17 protein-coding genes, 1 tRNA gene, 1 pseudogene and 1 other annotated feature are annotated in these 21,280 nt (G+C 27.9%); of the genes and pseudogenes, 8 read left to right on the forward strand and 11 right to left on the reverse strand.

Features of this window, described 5'->3' with window-relative positions:
* Nucleotides 1–3: 3 nt before the first annotated feature.
* Both CKV72_RS02780 and CKV72_RS02785 read right to left on the reverse strand, forming a co-directional pair.
* Entirely contained in the window at nucleotides 4–216 is a 213-nt protein-coding gene (locus tag CKV72_RS02780) for an alpha/beta-type small acid-soluble spore protein (RefSeq protein ID WP_095177419.1), read from the reverse strand.
* A gap of 87 nt (nucleotides 217–303) precedes the next feature.
* Nucleotides 304–1,679, reverse strand: a pseudogene (locus tag CKV72_RS02785) (sodium-dependent transporter).
* A 197-nt stretch (nucleotides 1,680–1,876) separates the two neighbouring features.
* On the opposite strand from CKV72_RS02785, the gene CKV72_RS02790 reads away from it, so the two are divergent.
* Nucleotides 1,877–1,951: transfer RNA gene (locus CKV72_RS02790), tRNA-Glu, on the forward strand.
* A gap of 122 nt (nucleotides 1,952–2,073) precedes the next feature.
* On the opposite strand, the gene CKV72_RS02795 is transcribed toward CKV72_RS02790, so the two are convergent.
* The 5 genes from CKV72_RS02795 to CKV72_RS02815 all read right to left on the reverse strand — a co-directional run bounded on the left by CKV72_RS02795 (nucleotide 2,074) and on the right by CKV72_RS02815 (nucleotide 8,013).
* Nucleotides 2,074–2,439: a hypothetical protein gene (locus CKV72_RS02795; RefSeq protein WP_095177420.1), complete on the reverse strand. Its 366-nt coding sequence runs from the start codon at nucleotides 2,437–2,439 to the stop codon at nucleotides 2,074–2,076.
* Nucleotides 2,440–2,591: 152 nt separating this feature from the next.
* Nucleotides 2,592–3,392, reverse strand: a complete 801-nt coding sequence (locus CKV72_RS02800) for a sugar phosphate isomerase/epimerase family protein (protein WP_095177421.1) — start codon at nucleotides 3,390–3,392, stop codon at nucleotides 2,592–2,594.
* A gap of 18 nt (nucleotides 3,393–3,410) precedes the next feature.
* Nucleotides 3,411–5,009 (reverse strand): phosphoglycerate dehydrogenase, encoded by a 1,599-nt coding sequence (gene serA / locus CKV72_RS02805; RefSeq protein WP_095177422.1) that lies wholly within the window; start codon nucleotides 5,007–5,009, stop codon nucleotides 3,411–3,413.
* 38 nt (nucleotides 5,010–5,047) lie between these two features.
* Nucleotides 5,048–6,118 (reverse strand): pyridoxal-phosphate-dependent aminotransferase family protein, encoded by a 1,071-nt coding sequence (locus CKV72_RS02810; protein ID WP_089863213.1) that lies wholly within the window; start codon nucleotides 6,116–6,118, stop codon nucleotides 5,048–5,050.
* A gap of 51 nt (nucleotides 6,119–6,169) precedes the next feature.
* Nucleotides 6,170–6,379 (reverse strand) — a binding site (T-box leader).
* 80 nt (nucleotides 6,380–6,459) lie between these two features.
* Nucleotides 6,460–8,013 (reverse strand): cell wall-binding repeat-containing protein, encoded by a 1,554-nt coding sequence (locus CKV72_RS02815; protein ID WP_089863211.1) that lies wholly within the window; start codon nucleotides 8,011–8,013, stop codon nucleotides 6,460–6,462.
* A 120-nt stretch (nucleotides 8,014–8,133) separates the two neighbouring features.
* Here CKV72_RS02815 and CKV72_RS02820 point away from each other — a divergent pair, with 120 nt between their 5' ends.
* Nucleotides 8,134–8,451: a hypothetical protein gene (locus tag CKV72_RS02820; RefSeq protein ID WP_089863209.1), complete on the forward strand. Its 318-nt coding sequence runs from the start codon at nucleotides 8,134–8,136 to the stop codon at nucleotides 8,449–8,451.
* Nucleotides 8,452–8,623: 172 nt separating this feature from the next.
* Here CKV72_RS02820 and CKV72_RS02825 read toward each other — a convergent pair whose 3' ends face one another.
* From CKV72_RS02825 to CKV72_RS02835, 3 genes are read right to left on the reverse strand one after another with little or no spacing between them, the layout of a single operon-like run.
* Nucleotides 8,624–9,874, reverse strand: coding sequence for a GntP family permease (locus CKV72_RS02825; RefSeq protein ID WP_207713281.1), 1,251 nt, complete (start codon nucleotides 9,872–9,874; stop codon nucleotides 8,624–8,626).
* 16 nt (nucleotides 9,875–9,890) lie between these two features.
* Nucleotides 9,891–10,949: a CdaR family transcriptional regulator gene (locus CKV72_RS02830; protein ID WP_095177423.1), complete on the reverse strand. Its 1,059-nt coding sequence runs from the start codon at nucleotides 10,947–10,949 to the stop codon at nucleotides 9,891–9,893.
* A gap of 23 nt (nucleotides 10,950–10,972) precedes the next feature.
* Nucleotides 10,973–12,109, reverse strand: a complete 1,137-nt coding sequence (locus CKV72_RS02835) for a glycerate kinase family protein (protein WP_089863289.1) — start codon at nucleotides 12,107–12,109, stop codon at nucleotides 10,973–10,975.
* 278 nt (nucleotides 12,110–12,387) lie between these two features.
* Between CKV72_RS02835 and CKV72_RS12245 the strand changes: the two genes are divergently transcribed.
* The 6 genes from CKV72_RS12245 (at nucleotide 12,388) to CKV72_RS12495 (ending at nucleotide 20,157) form a co-directional block, all read left to right on the forward strand.
* Nucleotides 12,388–13,239, forward strand: coding sequence for a methyl-accepting chemotaxis protein (locus CKV72_RS12245; protein ID WP_089863204.1), 852 nt, complete (start codon nucleotides 12,388–12,390; stop codon nucleotides 13,237–13,239).
* Between the two features lie 212 nt (nucleotides 13,240–13,451).
* A complete protein-coding gene (locus CKV72_RS02845) occupies nucleotides 13,452–14,432 on the forward strand; it encodes a helix-turn-helix transcriptional regulator (protein WP_168943878.1) in 981 nt (326 codons plus the stop codon).
* A gap of 82 nt (nucleotides 14,433–14,514) precedes the next feature.
* Nucleotides 14,515–15,114, forward strand: a complete 600-nt coding sequence (locus CKV72_RS02850) for a GGDEF domain-containing protein (protein WP_169712340.1) — start codon at nucleotides 14,515–14,517, stop codon at nucleotides 15,112–15,114.
* 106 nt (nucleotides 15,115–15,220) lie between these two features.
* On the forward strand, nucleotides 15,221–18,991 hold the full coding sequence (gene addA, locus CKV72_RS02855) for a helicase-exonuclease AddAB subunit AddA (RefSeq protein WP_181814535.1): 3,771 nt from the start codon (nucleotides 15,221–15,223) through the stop codon (nucleotides 18,989–18,991).
* Nucleotides 18,992–19,093: 102 nt separating this feature from the next.
* Nucleotides 19,094–19,816, forward strand: a complete 723-nt coding sequence (locus CKV72_RS02860; RefSeq protein ID WP_207652119.1) for a sensor histidine kinase — start codon at nucleotides 19,094–19,096, stop codon at nucleotides 19,814–19,816.
* Nucleotides 19,817–20,028: 212 nt separating this feature from the next.
* A complete protein-coding gene (locus CKV72_RS12495) occupies nucleotides 20,029–20,157 on the forward strand; it encodes a hypothetical protein (RefSeq protein ID WP_257451705.1) in 129 nt (42 codons plus the stop codon).
* Nucleotides 20,158–20,619: 462 nt separating this feature from the next.
* Here CKV72_RS12495 and CKV72_RS02865 read toward each other — a convergent pair whose 3' ends face one another.
* Nucleotides 20,620–21,267 (reverse strand): sensor histidine kinase, encoded by a 648-nt coding sequence (locus CKV72_RS02865; RefSeq protein WP_095177428.1) that lies wholly within the window; start codon nucleotides 21,265–21,267, stop codon nucleotides 20,620–20,622.
* Nucleotides 21,268–21,280: the final 13 nt, after the last annotated feature.

The raw sequence follows: 21,280 nt of genomic DNA on the forward strand, positions 1-21,280 counted from the left end.
TTTTTAGTCGATAAGTTTTCTCTCTTGTTCAGCAATCATTCGTTTAACCATTTCTCCACCTATATTTCCAAAGGTACCCATTTTTTTACTAATACTTTCAGGGGAAGAACTGTTTTGTAGTTCTTTATATTCAATAGCCATATCTTTAGCTACTTCCATTTTAAATTCATCTAACTTTCCTTTAGCTTCAGGAACTAAAATTCTATTACGCGCCATATATAGACTCCTTTCTTTATCTTGTATGCTTAGTTTTTGCAACATAAATTATTATATGCTAGGAAAATTAAGATAGAATTATATACTTTAAAACTTTATAATATTTAAGGAACTTAAAAATACTATTATTAATAATATTGGAGTTATACCCATAAGTATATAGCGATATAAAGATATGAGAACCTTATTTTTAAGTTTACCATTATTAGTTAATTCATTAATTAAAGAATGTTTACTTACAAAGTAACCTACCAATATGGCGATTAGTAGTCCACCTATAGGTAACAATATATTTGATGATATAAAGTCAAAAGTGTCAAAAAAGCTTTTACCTAAGAATACAGAGACATTTCCTAAAAGGCTCGCTTTATCAGCAGACAATGTTGCTAAAGAACCTATTAATAGTATTATGATAGCATTAACTATTACTGCAGTACTTCTTTTAAAGTTTTTTTCCTCAACAAAGTAAGCAACGACTACTTCTACTATGGAAATAGAAGCTGTAGTAGCTGCAATTGCAGTTAAGAAAAAGAAAATTACTAAAAGAAAATTTCCAAAAGGTAATTTTGAAAATACTAATGGTATTGTCATAAATAGTAGTCCTGGTCCAGCTTCAGGTTTCATATGGAAGGAAAATACTGTAGGAAATACAGCTATGCCTGCAAGTAAAGATACTATAGTATCAGCAATGGCTACTTTAGCGGATGTAGTAATTAAATTAGTATCATCTGTAAAGTAACTTCCATATGTAATCATAGTTCCCATACCTAAAGAAAGTTTAAAAAAGGATAGTCCCATTGCAGCTAAGATTACTTTAGGAGTAATTTTTGAAAAATCAACTTTAAATAAAAATAATAACCCTTCAGAAGCACCAGGAAGAGTTAATGCTCTAATACCACATACAATTATTAGTACAAATAATAGAGGAATAAGAGTTTTAGTAATCCTTTCAATTCCTTTTTCTACACCTTTAATAAGAATTAACGAAACAACTGCCATAGCAATAAATTGCCATATTAGTGGAGGTAATGGGCCAACTACTGTTTTACTAAATAGTGCATTAGTAGATTCAACATTTACATTTCTAAAATCTCCTTTTAAGGCTTTAAATACGTAAGAATAAACCCAACCAGCTACACAGGAATAAAAGAACATAATAAAGTATGAACCAAGTATTCCAAAAACACCTATTATTCTCCAAGAAGAGTTAGGGAATAATTCTTTTATAGATCCCATAATATTTTTATGAGTTTTTCTACCTATATAAAATTCACTTACCATAACAGGTATTCCTACAAATGCTATACATATAAGATAAATTAATAAAAATGCACCACCACCATTTTCGCCTACAACATAAGGAAATTTCCAAATGTTACCCAAGCCAACAGCAGAGCCTAAGGTAGCAAAAAAACAGCAATTGCACCAGAAAAACTTTCTCTATTAATTTTTTCTTTTTTCATTATACTAATTCACCTCCATAATAATAAATAACAGCAACAATTTATCATATAATAAACGACAAATCAATAGTTATTATAACATTTATTGACAAAATTATTCATGAGTATATTTATATTAGAATTTTTACCACAAACCTATGGTCATAGCTTGACTAAATAAGATATGTATTATATAATATTAGAGTTGAATAAAATATGGCCTCTTGGTCAAGTGGTTAAGACGCCACCCTCTCAAGGTGGAATCGGGAGTTCGATCCTCCTAGAGGCTGCCAATATAGTAAATGCAAGGATTTCAAAGGAGTTTGAGGTTCTTGCATTTTTGTTTTCCCACACTTTTCACGCATTATAAACAGAAGGGAGTAGAATAAAAAAAAGACACTCGTTTTTCAAGTGTCTAAAAAGAATGGTTGTTTCTAATTTTTTTAAGAATTTTAATGTCCATTTCATGGGAGCCGGTAGTTTCTTTAATAACGTCAATAGCATCTACAACATTATTAACAGATTTAGAAGTATTGGAAATAGCAAGTTCAATAATATCTAATCTTTCACCTAAAGTTTTACCATCTTTATCTTTAGTTCTATCTAGTTGTTCAGAAAAGGATTGTTGAACTTCAGCTAATGTTTTTATATCAGTTTGAATTTTTTCAAGCATTAAAGAGTTTTTATCAACTTTGCTTGATAAGGTGGAAATATTAGATTTCATTGAAGTTTGATTTTCAAGTATCTGTATTAATAGGGATTCAATTTTAGTATTTTCCATTGCATCAGCTCCTAAAAAATTAATCATATTATTATTATACACTACTTGGAGAATTTTATGAACTTGGAAAATTAAGGCCATTTTAACTTAATAAACATAGATGCTTGAGAATTAGAATTAAAAAATGTGAATAAGTTAATTATACTACTATTTTAAGAATATAAAGTTTTTAATACTTTGAAGGATTTAACAGCATTTTCTCTAGGTCTTACTTCTATTATATAAACAATATCTTTATCTTTCATAAGGTCAAAGTGTTTATTGAAATCCACGTTGCCTTCACCAATAATTTGATGATCACTTTTTCCGTTGTTATCGTGAATATGGCAAGTTCTTATTTTATCTATATTTTTTATAAAAAATTCTACTTCACCATATTTATTTTCATAGGAGTGTCCTATATCCCAGGTTAAATAAATATCTTCATTTCTATCTAAAAGTTTTTGAAGAGTTTCTTGAACAACTTTTTTAGGAAACCTACCAGAGTTTTCTACTGCAATTTTTATTTTACTATCAGCCTCTTTTATAAGTTCTAAAAGAGTATCTTCTAGAATTTTTTTAAAGTCATCTTCGTAAAACTCATCCATATAACTTTTACTATCCACAAGAGTAAAGGTTACAGCAGGTCCCACATGAAGGGTTAGACTTCGTGCCCCAATATCTTTACCAAAGTTTATAATTTCTTTAAGCCTACAAATTCCAGCTTCACGTACAGTTTTGTGTAGTTGTAGTAGAGTTATATCTTCTGGTGCATGGATAGTTAATAATACATTTTTATTTTTAGCATATTCTTTAATTTTTTTTCTTTCTTCTAGAGAAAAATTTTCTGGGAAATATATTGGTACATTTGCGTTTATTTCCACAGCGGTCATACCATTTTTGTTAGCAAAGTCTATGGAATCATATATAGATTTTTCCCCAACAGAAGCAGCATAGCCTATATATTTGAACATATACATATCTCCTTTATATTAAAGTTGAACAAACTTTGCCCAAAGTATATCATCATATTTTTGAAGTCCTAGCAAAGTGTCTTGGGTAACTTTATCATCTACATTTAATAACATTAGAGCTTTGTCACCTTTTAGTTTTCTACCAACTTGCATAGTTGCAACGTTGACGCCTTGAGTTCCTAAGAAGGTACCCACATGGCCTATAACACCTGGTACGTCATAGTTTTGAAGGAATACCATGCATTCTGTTGGTTTAACGTCTACTTCATAGCCCATAATTTCTACTAATTTTCCTTCATTTCTATTGGATATAGTTCCTGATAGAGTAAAGGTATTTCCAGCACTATTGGTTATTTTTATTGTTATTAAATTTGAATAATTATTATGGTGTTTACAAATATTTGTATGATTAACCCCAATTCCAGCTTCTTCAGCTTTAATCATAGCATTTATATAGTTTACTTTATCAGCCATTACAGGATCTAAAAGTCCTTTTACAAAAGCTATGGTTACCATTTCTGTATCTTGACAACCTATATCGCCCCAATAGGTAATGTCAACTAATTTAACTGCCCCCTTATTTATTTGATAGTATATTTTACCTAATTTTTCAGCTAAATCAATATAAGGTTTTATTTCTTTTAATTCATCTCTATGAATGGTAGGAAGGTTAACAGCATTTGGAACTATATCTCCTTTAATTCCATTTATTACTTGTTTTGCTATGGTTACACCTACATTTTGTTGTGCTTCAGCAGTGGTTGCACCTATGTGAGGGGTAACTACCACATTTTCATATTCATAAAGTCCTGCACTATATCTAGGTTCTTTTTCGTGAACATCTATACCTACACTTGCAATTTTACCACTCTTAAGGCCTTTGCAAAGTGCTTTTTCATTTATTAATTTTCCTCTAGCTGCATTTACAATTCTAACGCCATCTTTCATTAATTCTACTTCTTTTTCTGATATTATATTAATGGTTTCTTCTGTTCTTGGAGTGTGAATTGTTATAAAATCTGCTTCTTTTAAAAGATCTTCTAAAGTATCTTTCTTTTCCGCATTAAATCTTTTAAATCTTTCATCGGATATATAAGGGTCATAAGCTATAACTTTCATGCCAAAGGCATTCATTCTAGTAGCTATTAGTCCACCTATTCTTCCAAGTCCAATGATACCTAAGGTTTTATTAAAAAGTTCTGTTCCCATAAATGAATCACGATCCCAATTTCCTTCTTTTAAGAATCTATCTGCTTTTGCTATATTTCTTGATTGAGCAAGTAAAAGTCCTATGGTAAGTTCGCATGCGGATATACTGTTACTGTCTGGAGTATTAGCTACTATTATGCCCCTTTTAGTAGCTTCGGGTATATCAATATTATCTACACCATTTCCAGCACGACCTACTACTTTAAGCTTTTTGGCTTTATCCATAAGTTCTACGTCTACATTGGTATCACTTCTTATAATAAGACCATCATAGTCTTCTATTATATTTAAAAGTTTTTCTCTTTCTATTCCCATTTGTATATCTACTTCAAAATTAGGTTCCTTTTCTAAAAGTTCTATTCCTTTTTTATCTATTTTATCTACAATTAATATTTTAGCTTTATTCATAAAAATTTCCCCCTTTTATTTAGTAACGCAATAACGTATTAAAGTGATTTTCTTATAGCATAAAGAGTTTTATCTATCATTTCTTCATTTATACAACCCATATGACCTATTCTTATTAGTTTTCCCTTAGTAGAACCTTGGCCACCAGATATTATTATATTGTATTCTTCGTCAAGTTTATTTTTTATCTTAGAAGCTAATCCTTCTTCTTTAAAGGATACTGCGGTAACTGTATTAGAATAACAGTGATTTTGTGCATATAGTTCTAAATTCATAGATTTTATTCCTTCTCTAAATTTATTTGCTAATTTTTCATGTCTTAAAAATACATTTTGCAGACCTTCTTCTTCAATCATCTTTAAGGCTTCATTGGTAGCAAGTATTAATGATATTGCTGGAGTATATGGATTTTGAGCCTGCTCTTTATCCATGTATTTTTTAGCTAATAGGTAGTCAAAATAATACTTAGGAATATTGGAACTTTTACAGCTATTAAGAGCCTTCTCACTAACCCCTATAAATGCAAGACCAGGAGGGCTCATTAATGCCTTTTGGGAAGCAGTTATTAAAATATCTATATTCCATTCATCCATTTTAATATCAATTCCGCCTAGTGAGCTTACTGCATCTACTATATATAATATGTCTCTATCTTTTAGGAATTTTCCTATTTCCTCTATTGGATTTACTACAGCTGTGGAGGTTTCATTGTGAGTTATTATTAAACCTTTATGCTCAGGTTTTAAATTGTTTTTTATCTCATCTAAAGTTACCGCCTTTCCCCAAGGTACAATTATTTCATCTACTTCAAGACCATGAATTTTAGCTATATTAATAAATCTATTTCCAAAGTCCCCTATAGATATTGCTAATATTTTATCTCCTTTAGAAAATGGATTTACTATGGCACTTTCTAATCCTCCAGTACCGGAAGCAGGGAAAGTTAAAACAGGATTTTTAGTTTGAAATACATATTTTAATCTTTCGTTAAATTCTTCAAAAATTGCACTGTATTGATCTGTTCTGTGATGAAGCATGGTTTCTGACATTTTTTTAAGTACTCTTTTGGGTACATTTGTAGGTCCAGGAGTCATTAAAAGTTTATTCATGTTAAAATCCTCCTTAATAATTTTTGGTAATAAAAAAGTCCTTAGCTTTAAGCTAAGGACGAGATTTACATAATCACGTGGTACCACCTTAATTTTCTACTAATAAAAGTAGACTTTAAAATTATAACGGAATTAATCCGGTATAGGTTGTTACTCCTATACAACTCTAGGTCGGATTCAACAAGCTTTATTATCGATTTACACCTACCATCGACTCTCTTAAATAAAGGATTGTTTACTGCTACCTTTCTTTGTTTTTTAAATAATTGTATTTTATTATAAGACATTTGTTTTAATAATGCAAGCACTTTTTTATAATATTTCAAATAAAATATTATAAATTATTCTATAGAACTTCTTATATTGGATAGGTCCTCCATTAATTTTCCTATAGATTGCTCAGATTTTTCTAGTTCTTTATTAATATTTAGAAAAGCTTTTTCTGTTGTGGAAATTTTTTTTAATTCATTTTTTAGATCTTGAAAAGTATTTATTTTGGAATTAAATTTTATATTAGTTAAAGCCTTTTTATAAGAATTACATACTTCAGTTATTTTGTCTACATTATCAATATAGTTATCTATATTTTTAATATAATTTTCTTTTAAAGATATCATATTTTCAGGACCTTGTAAATTATAAACATCATTTCTTAAAGATATTAAATTTTTTCTGTGAGTTTTAAAATAAATTTCTAAGTCATCATAACCCTTTATTATATTATCTAACAATTCCTTGTTTTTATCCTCTTGAGATAAATTTTCTATGGTCTTATTTGAAAAAATGTCTCCAAAAGTTTCCAAGATATAAAGAGAGGCTTTATTGCTCTCATAATAAAATTTAGAACAGTAACTTATCAAAGAATTAATATAGTCCCTTTCCTTTTCTGTAATATTATCAGAACCTTTTAGAGAATATTCTATTTTCAAATTTATAGATGAAAGTCCACCAAGAAGATATACAGTTTTAAATTTTTTGCTGTCTATAAAGGATTTTTGATTAGATATATCACTGCCATTTGTAAGGATTATAGGTGAATTTAATTTAGAGGCTAAGGCACTTCCAGATAGAGCATCTGGGAAATTCGAACCATTGGCAATTACTGCATTATCTGCATCTAAATTAAAATATTTGCATATGTTAAGGGAAGTGGCATATCTATCTTGTCCTTCTATTCTATTTATATTGTTTTCTTTAAGCCAAGGTAAAATAGTTTTAATTTCATTTTTGATAATATCTTTTACAGAACCTTGTCCACCTATAATATAAATTTCTTTAGGTTGAATTTTTTCAATCATTTCTTTAGCTTGTAAAGAAAGTTTTGAGTCAGAAGTCATTATTATAGGATAGCTTTTTATAGAAGCTATACTTGATATACTCAGCGCATCAGCAAATCCAAAGGCATTTACTATAAATATAGGAGTATTTTTTTTCACATTCATAAAGTTTACAATAGACATATTGGTTTCAAATCTATCTTTGCCACCAAGCCTTACTATATTTTTAAAACCTTTGTTTTTTATGTGATTTTCAAAAGAACTATTTATAGAACCTTGTCCACCTAATAAATAAATAGTGCCACTTTTACTTAAATTATTATCTATGTATTCTATGCAGTCTGCACTTTCTTTTATAGTGCTCCCAGCTAGAACTATTGGAGCATCTAGTTTTTTAGAAAGTACACTTCCAGCTAGGGCATCTGGAAAGTTTTTGCCACTAGTAACTATGATATTTTGCAAACTTCCATTTTTAAAATTATTAGAAATATTTATAGAGGTTTTATATCTGTCCTTTCCGTATATTCTTTTGATATTAGTTGCATTACTAGCATAAGTCTTAGTAAAGCTACTCAATGATATGGCAATTGTAAGAACTAAAATCAATGTTTTTTTCATTTGTACTCCTCCTCATTCACTAATTAAACTTGTTACTAATCAAATTTTACCACAAATTTATGTAAAATTATGATATGATGAATATAAAGAATATTATAAATTAGGAAGGTGGAAATTTAAATGGCAGAAGAAAAGCATATAGAATTTAATTATGGAGATGTAGAGCAATTTATACAGTATAAAGCAGGTGAGAATTTAGAGTTATCTTTTCCATCAGGAGTTATATTTTTTGTAGGAAATAATGAGGGAATGGTGCTTTGTAATAAAATAAGGGTATATAAAGAAGAAATGGGAGAACAAGTTCATACTAAATTTGAACTTTTACAAGATAACAATATTGTAGGAGTATTCTTTGAAGAACCAGATAAAGATTTACAGATAATATTATCCTCTGATGATACTATGTTTAAAGCTGTATTTATATATAATGTTATGTAATTAAAAAAACTCTTTTGCATGATATGTGTATATACATCTGTACATAACATGTGCTAAAATATAGAAGAATTAAAAAGTTTAGATATAAATATAATTTAGATATTTATATTGCATATAAAAATGCACAGTTTATAATTTTTAAACTGTGCATTTTTGTTAAAAACTAAATAAATTATAATATTACACCATATATTATAGTGGATGCAATAGTTAAAGTAAGTCCAACTAAGGATTCGTAAGGTATAAGTTTTAATCTTTCTTTCATACCTAAGAATACACTTCCACCAGTAGCATGGAAGAAGCTGCCGTGTGGTAAATGGTCTAAAACTGTTGCACCAGCATGAATCATAGCAGCGCCAGATAAAGCGGGTACTCCAAGTGATAAAATAGTTTCTCCAAAAACTGAACTAGCTACAGCTGTACCAGAAGTTGTAGAAGCTGTAACAGCTGACATTAGTACACCTGAAATAGGGGCTAGAGCATAAGCTGGAAGTCCTGAAGCTTGAAGACCAGATATAATTAAATCTTTTAGTGCTGAATTAGAAACAATTCCAGCAATAGTACCTGTACCAATAAGTAGTATTGCAACGCCACTCATTTTATTTAATCCAGATATAGTGTATTCATTAACTTTATTAAATTTACCCATAACAATTATACCAACTATTCCGCCAACAGGAAGAGCAATCAAGGGGTCAATAGCTATGTCTAATAAAGGTCTTAGAGCTAAAAGTAATATAGCAACTAAAGGCCCTATTATAGAAGCAAAAAAGCTTGGTTTTTCTTCTGAGGATATAGAAAGTTCTTCTTCTTTAACAAAAGAACCCTTATTTATTAACCTCTTGGATAAAATAATAGCTACAATTATTCCAAATATTGAAGGTATTAATCCTGCTCCCATAAGTGATGTTAAAGGAACATTAAGATTATTAGCAGCTGCTATGGTATTTGGATTTGGAGAAATTATGTTGCCAGCTTTTCCTCCACCAACCATAGCAAGCAATATTGCCGATTTTGAAAGTTTTGCTTTATAAGCAATTGCAAGGGCAATAGGTGATACAGTTATTACAGCAACATCTATAAATACACCTACAGCTGTTAGAACATAAGTAGCTATAATAAGAGCAATTAAAGATCTAGACTCACCTATTTTTTCTACTATAGTTTCTGCAATTTTTGCAGCAGCACCAGATTCAATCAAAATACCAGCTAGTACACCAGCAGTTAATATTCTTAATATAGCAGGCATTATACCTTTAGCACCATCAATCATAAAGTTTACAGTTTGTACTAAACCTGCTCCACCTACAATTCCACCTACAAAAGAGCCTAATATAAGGCTATATGCAGGATGAACCTTTTTTAATATAAGAAAAATAGCGATAATGAGACCAATTATAGCCCCTAATGCAGTTATTTGCATTAAAATCCCTCCCATTTTATAATTTTGATACTATATAAGCAGTATAGAGTTCTAAAAGATCTAATAAATTTTTAGGATTTTTATTTGTAATTTCATATATCTTATCTAATCTATAATTTAATGTGTTTCTGTGTATATGGAGTGCTTCTGCTGTAGTTTGAAGTTCCCCATTAAAATGTACATAAACTAAAAGAGTTTTAATTAAATCTGTTTGTTTACCTTGTTTTTCTAGTTTATTTATTAAATTTATATATTCACTGTTTCCTTTGAAATTTGAAAGAGTAGATATAAAGGATAAATTTTTATAATCAAATATATTTGTGTTAAAAGATAATTTTTTACCTATTTTAATAGCATCAAAAGCTTGCTTAACAGATTTACCTAATATAATTTCTTGTAACCCTATACCTATAAATACATTGAATTTTATAAGTTTGAAAAGACTTTGTATTCTTTCTTTTAGAAAAACATTATACTGCATGAATAAAAGTATATTTGTACCGCTTAAAGTTATACTATATTCGTTTTTATCTAAAAAATCTAAAACTACACTTTTTATATTTTTAGCATGAATTTCTTCGAAATTAAGTATTACAGCTATTCTAGGAATGGATAAGTCTATTCCTAAGGAACTGCTTCTTGCAATTAAGCTATTAGAATACTTTGAAGTATTATAAGCTAATTCATATAAAAGTTCTTCTTTAAGTTTTTCTTTTGTTTTTCTTTGATTAAAAGTATACTGCTGGTTTATAAGAAGTTCAGCAGTTACTCTTACTAATTCACTAAAGGGTTTTACCTCTTTAGGAGTTCCTGTTATACCAATAACCCCTATGGGAGTATCTCTCCAAAATATGGGAGTGTTAACTCCAGGCTTTACTCCTTTGTAAGGTTTATTTATTTCAATCATTTTTTTTTGTGAAAGAGCTTCTATGGCACCTTGGTGTACAGTATTTAGTCTTTTCACGTCACCACTGCCTATAATAATACCTTTTTCATTCATTATGTTTATATTGTAAGGTATTATTTCCATCATTCTATTGGATATATTTTGAGCAAGCTCTTTTGTTAATTTCATAATGATACCCCTTTTAGTTTAAATTATTTTACAATAGACTTTATTAATCTACCTATATTTTCAGAAGTCCTTTCTACATTTTCCATACCATTTTTTAAAGCTTCTTTTATATCTACTGCACCAGGTAATATACCCAATATGGATGTTATTCCACCTTCATATAGTACTTCACATCCATGTCCAATTTTACCTGATAAGACTATTACTGGTATATTATATTTTTTAGCAACGGATGCTACACCATAAGGAGTTTTACCAAATTTAGTTTGATAATCAATAGCACCTTCACCAGTAAAAACAAAATCTGCATCTTTTAATATTTCTTCTAAATGAGTATATTCTATTACAAGATCTACTCCTGTTTTTAATTTAGCAGATAAAAAGGCCATTAGCCCTGCACCAAGACCACCAGCAGCACCGGATCCAGGGATGCTTTCTATATCTTTTTGTAAATCTTTTTTTATTATTTTAGCATAATGTTTTAAATTTTCATCTAAGAGTTCTACTATTTCAGGAGTTGCACCCTTCTGTGGACCAAATATATAAGAGGCTCCATTTTCACCTGTTAATGGGTTATTTACATCACAGGCAACATCAATGGATACTTTTGAAAGTCGTGGATCTAAGCCGCTTAAATCAATGCTGTGAAGTGTATTTAAAGCACCACCACCAAAAGCAATGTTTTCCCCGGATTTAGTTAAAAGTTTTCCTCCTAAAGCTTGAATCATGCCAGCGCCACCATCGTTAGTAGCACTGCCACCTATACCTATAAATATTTGTTGAACATTTTTATCTAAAGCATGTTTTATAAGTTCACCAGTACCAAAGGTTGTAGTTATTAAAGGATTTCTATCTTCTGGTGCTATGTGCTGTAATCCACTAGCACTAGCCATTTCTATCACAGCAGTAGTTCCATCACCTAATATTCCAAACTCTGCTGTTATTGGATTACCTAATGGACCTAAAACCTCTACTTTAAATATTTCACCATTAGTAGCATCGATTAAAGCCTGAAGAGTGCCTTCTCCACCATCAGCCATGGGTACCTTTACATAGTCGGCGTTAGGAAAAATTTTTTTTAGTCCATTTTCCATGGAATTTGCCACTTCTTTTGCAGTCATGCTCTCTTTAAATGAGTCTGGAGCTAATACAAATTTCATATATTTTACTACATCCTTTCTAAAAAAATATGCATGAAAATTCATACATTTATCACATTATATAATAGTATGCTCTAATAATCATTATTTAAACAATCAATTATAATAGGTTAATTTTAGTTCATTATAACAAAAATACATAAAAAGTTACAAAATTTATTAAAACACATTGACAAAATAAATATGCTATTCTAATATGAACTATGTAATTATATAGAAATTATTATTATTAATGTAATTTAAGTAGATTTAGCAACAAAAGGGTAGGGGGAATAATTTTGACTTGGAAACATAAAATACCAAAAGATATATCGGAAAAAACCGTAAAATTACTCCACGATATTACAGGAAAGAATGTAAATGTTATGGGGGAAAATGGAGAAATTATAGCTACAATTCAAAAGGAGAGACTTGGTAATATTCATGAAGTTGCAAGTAGAATAATGAAAGGTGAAATAGAGTGTTCTTCTACTACAGAGGAAGAAGCAAGGCAATTACAAGGAGTTCTTCCAGGATATAATGGGGCAATAAAGGTAAATGATGAGATAATAGGTTGCATTGGGCTTACAGGTAATCCAGAAATGGTAAAACCACTTCAACAAATGGCATCAAAAATAATAGAAGAAGAAATTTTAAAAAGAATGGAAGAAGAAAGAAAACAAGAAACTATTAATAAGTTATCTGCTGAAATTCAAGAAGTTTCATCAGTAATGGAACAAATAGGGTGTTCAGCAGAAGATATAACTAATATAAGTAAAGAAGTGCAAAGTATAACTTATAATTTAGAAGAGGAAATAAGCAATATAAATAAGGTCTTAGATTTTATAAAGAATGTAGCTAAACAAACTAATCTTTTAGGACTTAATGCGGCTATAGAAGCTGCAAGAGCAGGAGAAAATGGAAAAGGATTTTCTGTAGTAGCTGGTGAGATAAGGAAATTATCTTCAAATTCTTCAGATTCATTAAAAGACATAGAGGATACTTTAAAAGAAATAAAAGAAGTCATATTAAAAATATCTAATATAGTAGATGTAAATCTAGCTAAAAGTAAAGAACAAGTAGAAGGTATTGAAAATGTTGAGAAAAATATAGCTAGTATAAGAGATGAGATATTAGGTATAACTATGTAATAAAAAGTTAAATAGAAATATGTATACAGAGATTAATCCTAAATTGGGTTAATCTCTATTTTATTTATGTGAAATTTCTAATAAAAAACCTAAATACATTAATTTTCCAAATAATTAAAGTAGATGGACAGCATATGTCTATGAAAAAAGTTATAATAGTAAGTACAATATAATATATATAAATGTTAATTAATAAAGAATTGGTGATTTGCATGAATTTTATTAAAGTTAGATGCTCTAAAGTTATGAGGATACTTATATTATATGAAAGATTAAATAAGGGTGAAATAATAAATAAAAAACAATTGGCAGATGAATTTGGAGTAGATGAAAAATCTATTCAGAGAGACATTAATGATTTAAGAGCTTATTTTCAGGATTGCTACAAGGGAGGAGATATGAAATTAAAATATTGTAGATCTAGAAAAGGTTATATATTAGAAAAAGGCAGACTAGGATACTTAAATTATAAGGAAATAACAGCTATAACAAAAATATTATTGGATAGTAGAGCTTTTATAAAAGAGGAAATGTCTTTACTGTTAAATAAAATGATTCAACAATGTATTCCAGAGGAGAGAGAAAATATAAACAATATATTAAAAAATGAGAGATATCATTATGTAGAATTACAGCATGGAAAAAATTTAATTGATATTCTCTGGGATGTAGGAGAATGCATTAGAAAAAGAAAGTATATGAATGTAAAATATACAAGAATGGATAAATCATCAGTAAATAGAAAATTAAAACCTGTAGGAGTTATATTTAATGAGTTCTATTTTTATTTAATTGCATATATTGATGGTAAGGAGGAAAGATTTCCAGCTACATATAGGGTGGACAGAATAAATCAATATAAAATTTTAGATGAACATTTTTATATACCAGAGAAGAATAGATTTGAAGAAGGTGATTTTAGGAAAAAAATACAATTTATGAGTGCAGGGGAACTTATAAATATAGAATTTAGATATTGGGGGCCTTCATTGGAAGCTATTTTAGACAGGCTTCCTACAGCAAAGATTACAGATAAAAAAAATGGGGAATATTTAATAGAGGCAGAGGTTTTTGGTAAGGGTATTATTATGTGGCTATTAAGTCAAAAAAATTATTTGGAAGTAATAAAACCTTTGGAAGTAAGAAATGAAATAAAAAATATAATAAAAGATATGTTAGATATATATAGTTAATTATGCTCTAAATGTTTTTATAAAATTAAAAAGCATTTAAAAGAGGGTGAAAATTGTGGTTGACAACGAAAATTTAATTAATATGGAATGTTATAATACTTGGTCAAAACAACAATTAGTTAAAAGAATTAATGAATTAGAAAAACTAATAAAAAATTTAAAGGATATGGAAAGAAATTTAATTGAAAAAAATAAATTTTTACAAGAAATAAGTATGTATGATTGTCTTACAAAAGTATATAATTATAGAACAATAATGGGTATAATAGAAAATCAAACTAAATATTCTAAGGACAGAGAAGAAGTTTTTTCTATACTAATGATAGATATAGATGATTTTAAAAGTATTAATGACAAGTTTGGACATGTTTTTGGAGATGAAATACTTGTGAAAATATGTAATGAAATTAATAAAAATGTAAGAAAAGATGATTACGTTGGAAGGTATGGAGGAGAGGAATTTATAGTAATATTTAATAATACAAAGTTAGATGAGGCTGTTACTATAGCAGAAAGGATAAGAAAATCCATAGAAGGGTTAGAAATTTTACCATATTTAAAAGTAACTATAAGTGGTGGTGTAAAAGAATACAAAAATGAAAGTTGTAGAGAAATTATAGAGTCTGCAGATGATTTTCTTTATAGGGCTAAAAGAGCAGGGAAAAATAGAATATGTTATTAATTTTAAAATAGACCATATTGAGATTAAAACTCTCAGTATGGACATTTTTTTATATATATTATTAATTGTGATAAAATAAATATAATTAAAATGTTTTAAAGGAGTATTGAGAGAGATGAAATGGACAAATGAACAGAGAAAAGCTATAGAAACTAAAGATTGCAACCTTTTAGTAGCTGCAGCAGCAGGTTCAGGGAAAACAGCTGTGTTAGTGCAAAGAATAATAGAAAAAATAATGGATAAAGAAAATCCAGTAGATATAGATAGACTTTTAATTGTTACATTTACAAAGGCAGCAGCATCTGAAATGAAGGAAAGAATAGGAGCTGCAATATCAGAAGAATTAGATAAAAATCCAGATTCAAAAATTCTGCAAAGGCAATTGACATTGCTAAATAGAGCTAATATAACTACAATACATTCATTTTGTCTAAAAGTAATAAAGAATAATTTTCATCTTATAGATATAGATCCTACTTTTAGAGTAGCAGATGAAACCGAGAGTATATTATTAAAGCAAGAAGCATTAGAAGAGGTTTTTGAAAATATTTACTATGAGGAAAATTGTACAAAAGAATTCAAAGAATTACTTGATTCATTTGGAGGGAAAAGTGACAGGAAACTTTTAGAAGTAGTTGAAAGCCTATATAACTTTTCTCAAAGTCTTTCTTGGCCTTTTAAATGGTTAAATGAAAAAATTGAAAGTTTTAACATAGGAAAGAATTATGATTTTAGTAAATCTATTTGGGCAACTACATTAAAAGAAAATATAAAAATAGAGTTAAATGGTGTAAAAAATCAACTTAAAAGTTCTTTAAATATATTAGGAGAATATAACGAGGAATTAATAGATTATATAGAAGTAGTGGAGAATGAATTAAAATATGTAAAAGAATTGTTGGAAGGTGAAGAAACTGACATTATAAAAGGATTATTATACTTTGATTTAGGTAGACTTCCTGGAAAGAGATTAAAAGGAGAAGTAAAGGATACTAAAGATAGAGCAATAAAATTAAGGGATAAAGCCAAAGAAAGTATAAATAAATTAAAAGAAGATATAAATTTAGGATATGAAAATGTAGAAAAAAATATGAAAGAATTATATCCTAGAATGAAATGTTTAATAGATTTGGTTATGAAATTTACTATGGAATATGATAAAAGGAAAAGAGAGAAAAATATAATAGATTTCAATGATATAGAACATTTTGCCTTAGAGATACTAACAGATTTTGATAAAGAAGAAAAAGTAATCCCTTCATCTGTGGCATTAGAATATAGAAATAAATTCGAAGAGGTATTAGTGGATGAATATCAAGATAGTAACTTTGTTCAAGAGGCCATATTAAATTCCATATCAAGACAGGATAATCTTGAAGAAACAATTGAAGATGAAAAATTAATTATTCCTAATTTGTTTATGGTTGGGGATATAAAACAAAGTATATACAGATTTAGACAGGCAAAGCCTGAATTGTTTTTAGAAAAATATGACAATTATTCAGAAGAAGAAGGTAATAAATATAGAAAGATTAAGTTATTTAAAAATTTTAGAAGTAGGAAAAATATAATAGAAGGCGTGAATTTTATATTTAAACAGATAATGAGTAAAAATGTAGGAGAACTTGAGTATGGAGAAGGAGAAAAATTAAATTATGGAGCGGATTTCAAAGAAGTAGAAGAAGATAAAGAGGTAGAAAGAAGTATAGAAATACATCTTATGGATAAGGAAGAAAATATAGAAGTCTATAGTGAAGAACTAGGGCTAGATGAGGAAGAAAATATAGATAATATTCAGCTAGAAGCTAGAATGGTAGGAAAGATAATAAATAATCTCATAAAAGATGAAAATGATAATTCTTTTATGGTGCAAGATAAAGCTACTAAAGAATATAGAAAAGTGCAATATAGAGATATTGTAATACTTATGAGAGCTACATCAGCTATGGCAAATATATTTACAGAAGAGTTGAATAATGTAGGAATACCTGTGTTTGCTGATACTTCTTCTGGGTACTTTGAAACCATTGAAATAAAAACTATAATGTCATTATTACAAATAGTAGATAATCCAAGACAGGATATACCTATGTTATCTGTATTAAGGTGTCCTATATTTTCTTTTTCACCAGAAGATATTATAGATGTAAGGCTTATAAATAGAGATATAAGTATATATGAGTGTTTAGAAAAAATAGCAAATACAGAGCTTTGTTTAGAAGAAGAAAAATTATATGTAGATGAAATAAATAATGATTTAAAGGAAAGAATTATAAGTTTCTTACAAAAATTAAATTTATGGAGAGATAATTCTATTCATATGAGTATAGATCAATTTATTTGGTATCTATATACGGAAACCGGTTATTATGGATATGTAGGAGCTATGCCAGGTGGCATACAAAGACAGGCTAATTTAAGATTGTTATTTGAGAGAGCAAAGCAATATGAAAATACCAGTTATAAAGGATTTTTTAATTTTATTAGCTTTATAAATAAGTTGAAAAATACTAGTGGAGATATGGGAAGTGCTAAAATATTAGGAGAAAATGAAAATGTAGTAAGAATTATGAGTATACATAAAAGTAAGGGGTTAGAATTTCCTGTAGTTATAATGGCAGGAGCAGGTAGAGGCTTTAATTTCCAAGATATAAGAAAGGATATATTATTTCATCATGAACTAGGCTTTGGACCAGAATATGTAGATTTAAATAAAAAAATAAAGTATCCTACCATTATGAAAAAAATAATATCCCAAAAGATAAAATTAGAAACCCTATCAGAGGAAATGAGAATATTATATGTAGCTTTTACTAGGGCAAAAGAAAAGCTTATAATAAGCGGAGCTGTGAAAGATATAGAAAAATCTATGAGAGAATGGTGTTCTATAGGACAACAATCAGAACAAAGGATTCCAGAATATGAGATCATTAAAAGTAAAAATTACCTTGATTGGATTATGCCAGCATTAGCAAGACATAAAGATTTTCAAAAGTATATAGAAAAAGAATTACCTGAAATAGAAATGGAAAATGGCATAGAAGATGATTCTTCGTGGAGCTTACGATTTTGGAACAAAAAGCAATTATTAGAGAATAAATTAGAAGATCCAAAAGAAAGAGACATAATAAAAGAAATAGAACTAAATAAGGAAAAAAATTATGATGATTTATATAAAGATGAAGTAAATAGAAGGTTAAATTGGAAGTATAAATATATAAAGGCTTCAGAAATACCTGCAAAATTATCTGTATCAGAAATAAAAAGCAGATTTGAAATATTAGATATGGAAAATTCGGAGGCTTTAATAGAAGAAAATATTTTTTTAAGAAAACCGCAATTTTTAGAGAAATTTAAAAAATTTTCATCAGCAGAAATTGGAACTTTTACACATTTGGTTATGCAGCATATAGATTTTCAAAGGACAAATTCTATAAAGGATATAGAAGATCAAATAGAGGAGCTTATAAAAAAAGAATTTTTAACAAAGGAACAGGCAAAAGTAATTAATATAAAAAAAATATTTAAGTTTACACAAAATCCTATAGTAGATAGAATAAAAAAATCACATAATGTTAAAAGAGAACAACCATTTTATATAGAAATGAGTAGCAAAGAATTAATGCCAAATATATCAGATGTATATAAGGATGAAAAAATATTAATACAAGGTGTAATAGATTTATATTTTCAAGATGGAGAAGATTTAATAATATTAGACTATAAAACAGATTACATAGAAGATATAGAAAAGACCAAAGATAAATATTATTTACAAATAGAATATTATAAAAAAGCTTTAGAAAAAATAACAGGGAAAAAAGTAAAAGAAAAGTATCTATATTTGTTTAATATAGATAGGCTAGAAATAATTTAATATAGAAGGTAATATTTTAAATTAAACTGCATATGTTTATATAAAGCTATGCAGTTTAATTTGTCCTAATTTGGTCAATAATGTAAGAGAGGTGGTAAAATGTTGAATTATACAGAAAACGTACTTCCATTTATGAATATAGCCCATGACATAAAAACTCCTTTAAATATTATCAATAGTAGTATTCAACTTATTGAACTTAAACTAAAAGAAGGAAAAATAATAGATGAAGAATTTGTCTTAAACGAACAAATAAAAATATTAAAAAATAGCTCCACAAAATTAATAAAAATAATAAATGATTTTATTAATAATACTAATATAGAAGATTTTAATGAAATAAATATTGAAGAGTGTAATATTGTTAATGTAGTTGAAGAAAGTACGCTATATTTTGCTGATTATTTAAAAAATAAAAATATACAATTAATTTTTGATACTAGTACAGAAGAAAAAATTATTGAATGCGATGTGGATAAAATAGAAAGTGTTATATTTAATTTGATTTCTAATGCTATAAAGTTTACTCCAAAGTATGGCAAAATACAGGTAAATGTATATGATAAGGTTGATTTTGTAGAAATTGTTGTAAGAGATACGGGAATAGGAATACCTAAAGATAAGATAGATAAAATATTTCAAAGATCCATACGATTAGATAATTATTGTAAAGAAATTGAAGGTAGTGGAATAGGACTATATATAGTTAAAACAATAGTAGATATGCATAATGGAGATATTATTGTAAATAGTGATATTGGAAAAGGAAGTGAATTTATTATAAAAATACCTGCAAAAAATGGAGGAAAAGAAAATATTACATAAAAATTAAGCATAATTGTTCAGAATGTAAATGTTTGAAATAAGTGGTTTTATAAAAAGTTAATGAAAACTTAACAAAGAAGAGTGTAAAGAAAAGGATTACAAAAATGCAAGTTGATGAAAAAAACTTGCATTTATTTAATTTACTGATATACTAATTAGTAGGTCAAAAGCTGAAGTTTTGAATAGGATATATTATAAGGAGGTGAAATGTATTGAATAATGAAAAAGTATTTAAAATAACTGAAGATGTAATAGAAGAGTGTCTAAAAGAAAGTATTGAAGCACCTAAGAAGGAAAACAAAGAATGTAACTCAAATAAGAATTATATAGCTTTAGTATAAAGCTAATAAGGAAAAGGAGTGAAAAAAGTGCATGGAATACTTTTCTGTGCCTAAAGTTTTTATGGATGAAGGATGTAATGTACAAAAGATAAGTCTATTATAAAAATCCCTGAGCAAAATAAAAAAGCCAGGGATTTTTGTTTTTATATTTTATAAAATTATATTATTTAGAACTTATTTAGAACCCTGTGCATGGGTAGCACAGGGAATAGATTCTAATATTAACACCAACAATGATGGAAACAGCAATTAGATAGACATCTTATAATAGTGCAAAGTACACAAAATGCAACTAGAATACATATAATCCATGATATCCAAGGCCATATAAAACAACAACTAAACATTATCTCACCCCCTAAAGGCATGTAAATTATTTTATTATCTTTTGTTGAGTATAATATATTATATGAATATATGTTATTACTGTTAATATTTTTTTATAGCCTTAGACATTATTAATCAAATAGCAACTAATTTTTTAGTAGGTTTTTCTACGAGAAAGAAGGGCAATTCAATCATTATTTTTGTTCCTTTATTTGGTTTACTATAAACATATATTTTGCCATCTAAAAATTTCACAAATTTATTTACTATAAAGAGTCCTACTCCCATGCCGCCATCCATATTAGATTTAGAAAAAGATCCTTGAAAGAATTTGTTGAAAATTTTACGAAGTTCATTTGATGGTACTCCTATTCCAGTATCTTCTACAGATATATATACTTTGTTATCCTTTTCCTTTGTGGAAACTATTATTTTATCATTTTTATTAGTATATTTTATGGAATTATGTATTAAATTAAAAACTATTCTTTGTAATTTTTCTTCATCGCAGGCTACAATATTTTTATCCATGTCATTAATAAACTCTAGCTGAATTTCTTTACTACAAATAATATCTTCAAAATAATCTATGACGCTTTTTACAGAAGAAATTATATCGATATTTGATAAATTTATAGAGCAATAAGAAAACTCCAATTTGTTTAAATCTAACGTATTATCGATTATATTTTTGAATAAAAGAGAATTTCTATAAAAATTATTAAAGTAATCATTTTCATCGTATAAATCTTCATGAAGTTCAAGAAAACTCGTGAAATGCATTTTTATTTTACCC

The sequence above is a fragment of the Clostridium cochlearium genome, assembly GCF_900187165.1.
GTDB lineage: Bacteria > Bacillota > Clostridia > Clostridiales > Clostridiaceae > Clostridium_G > Clostridium_G cochlearium.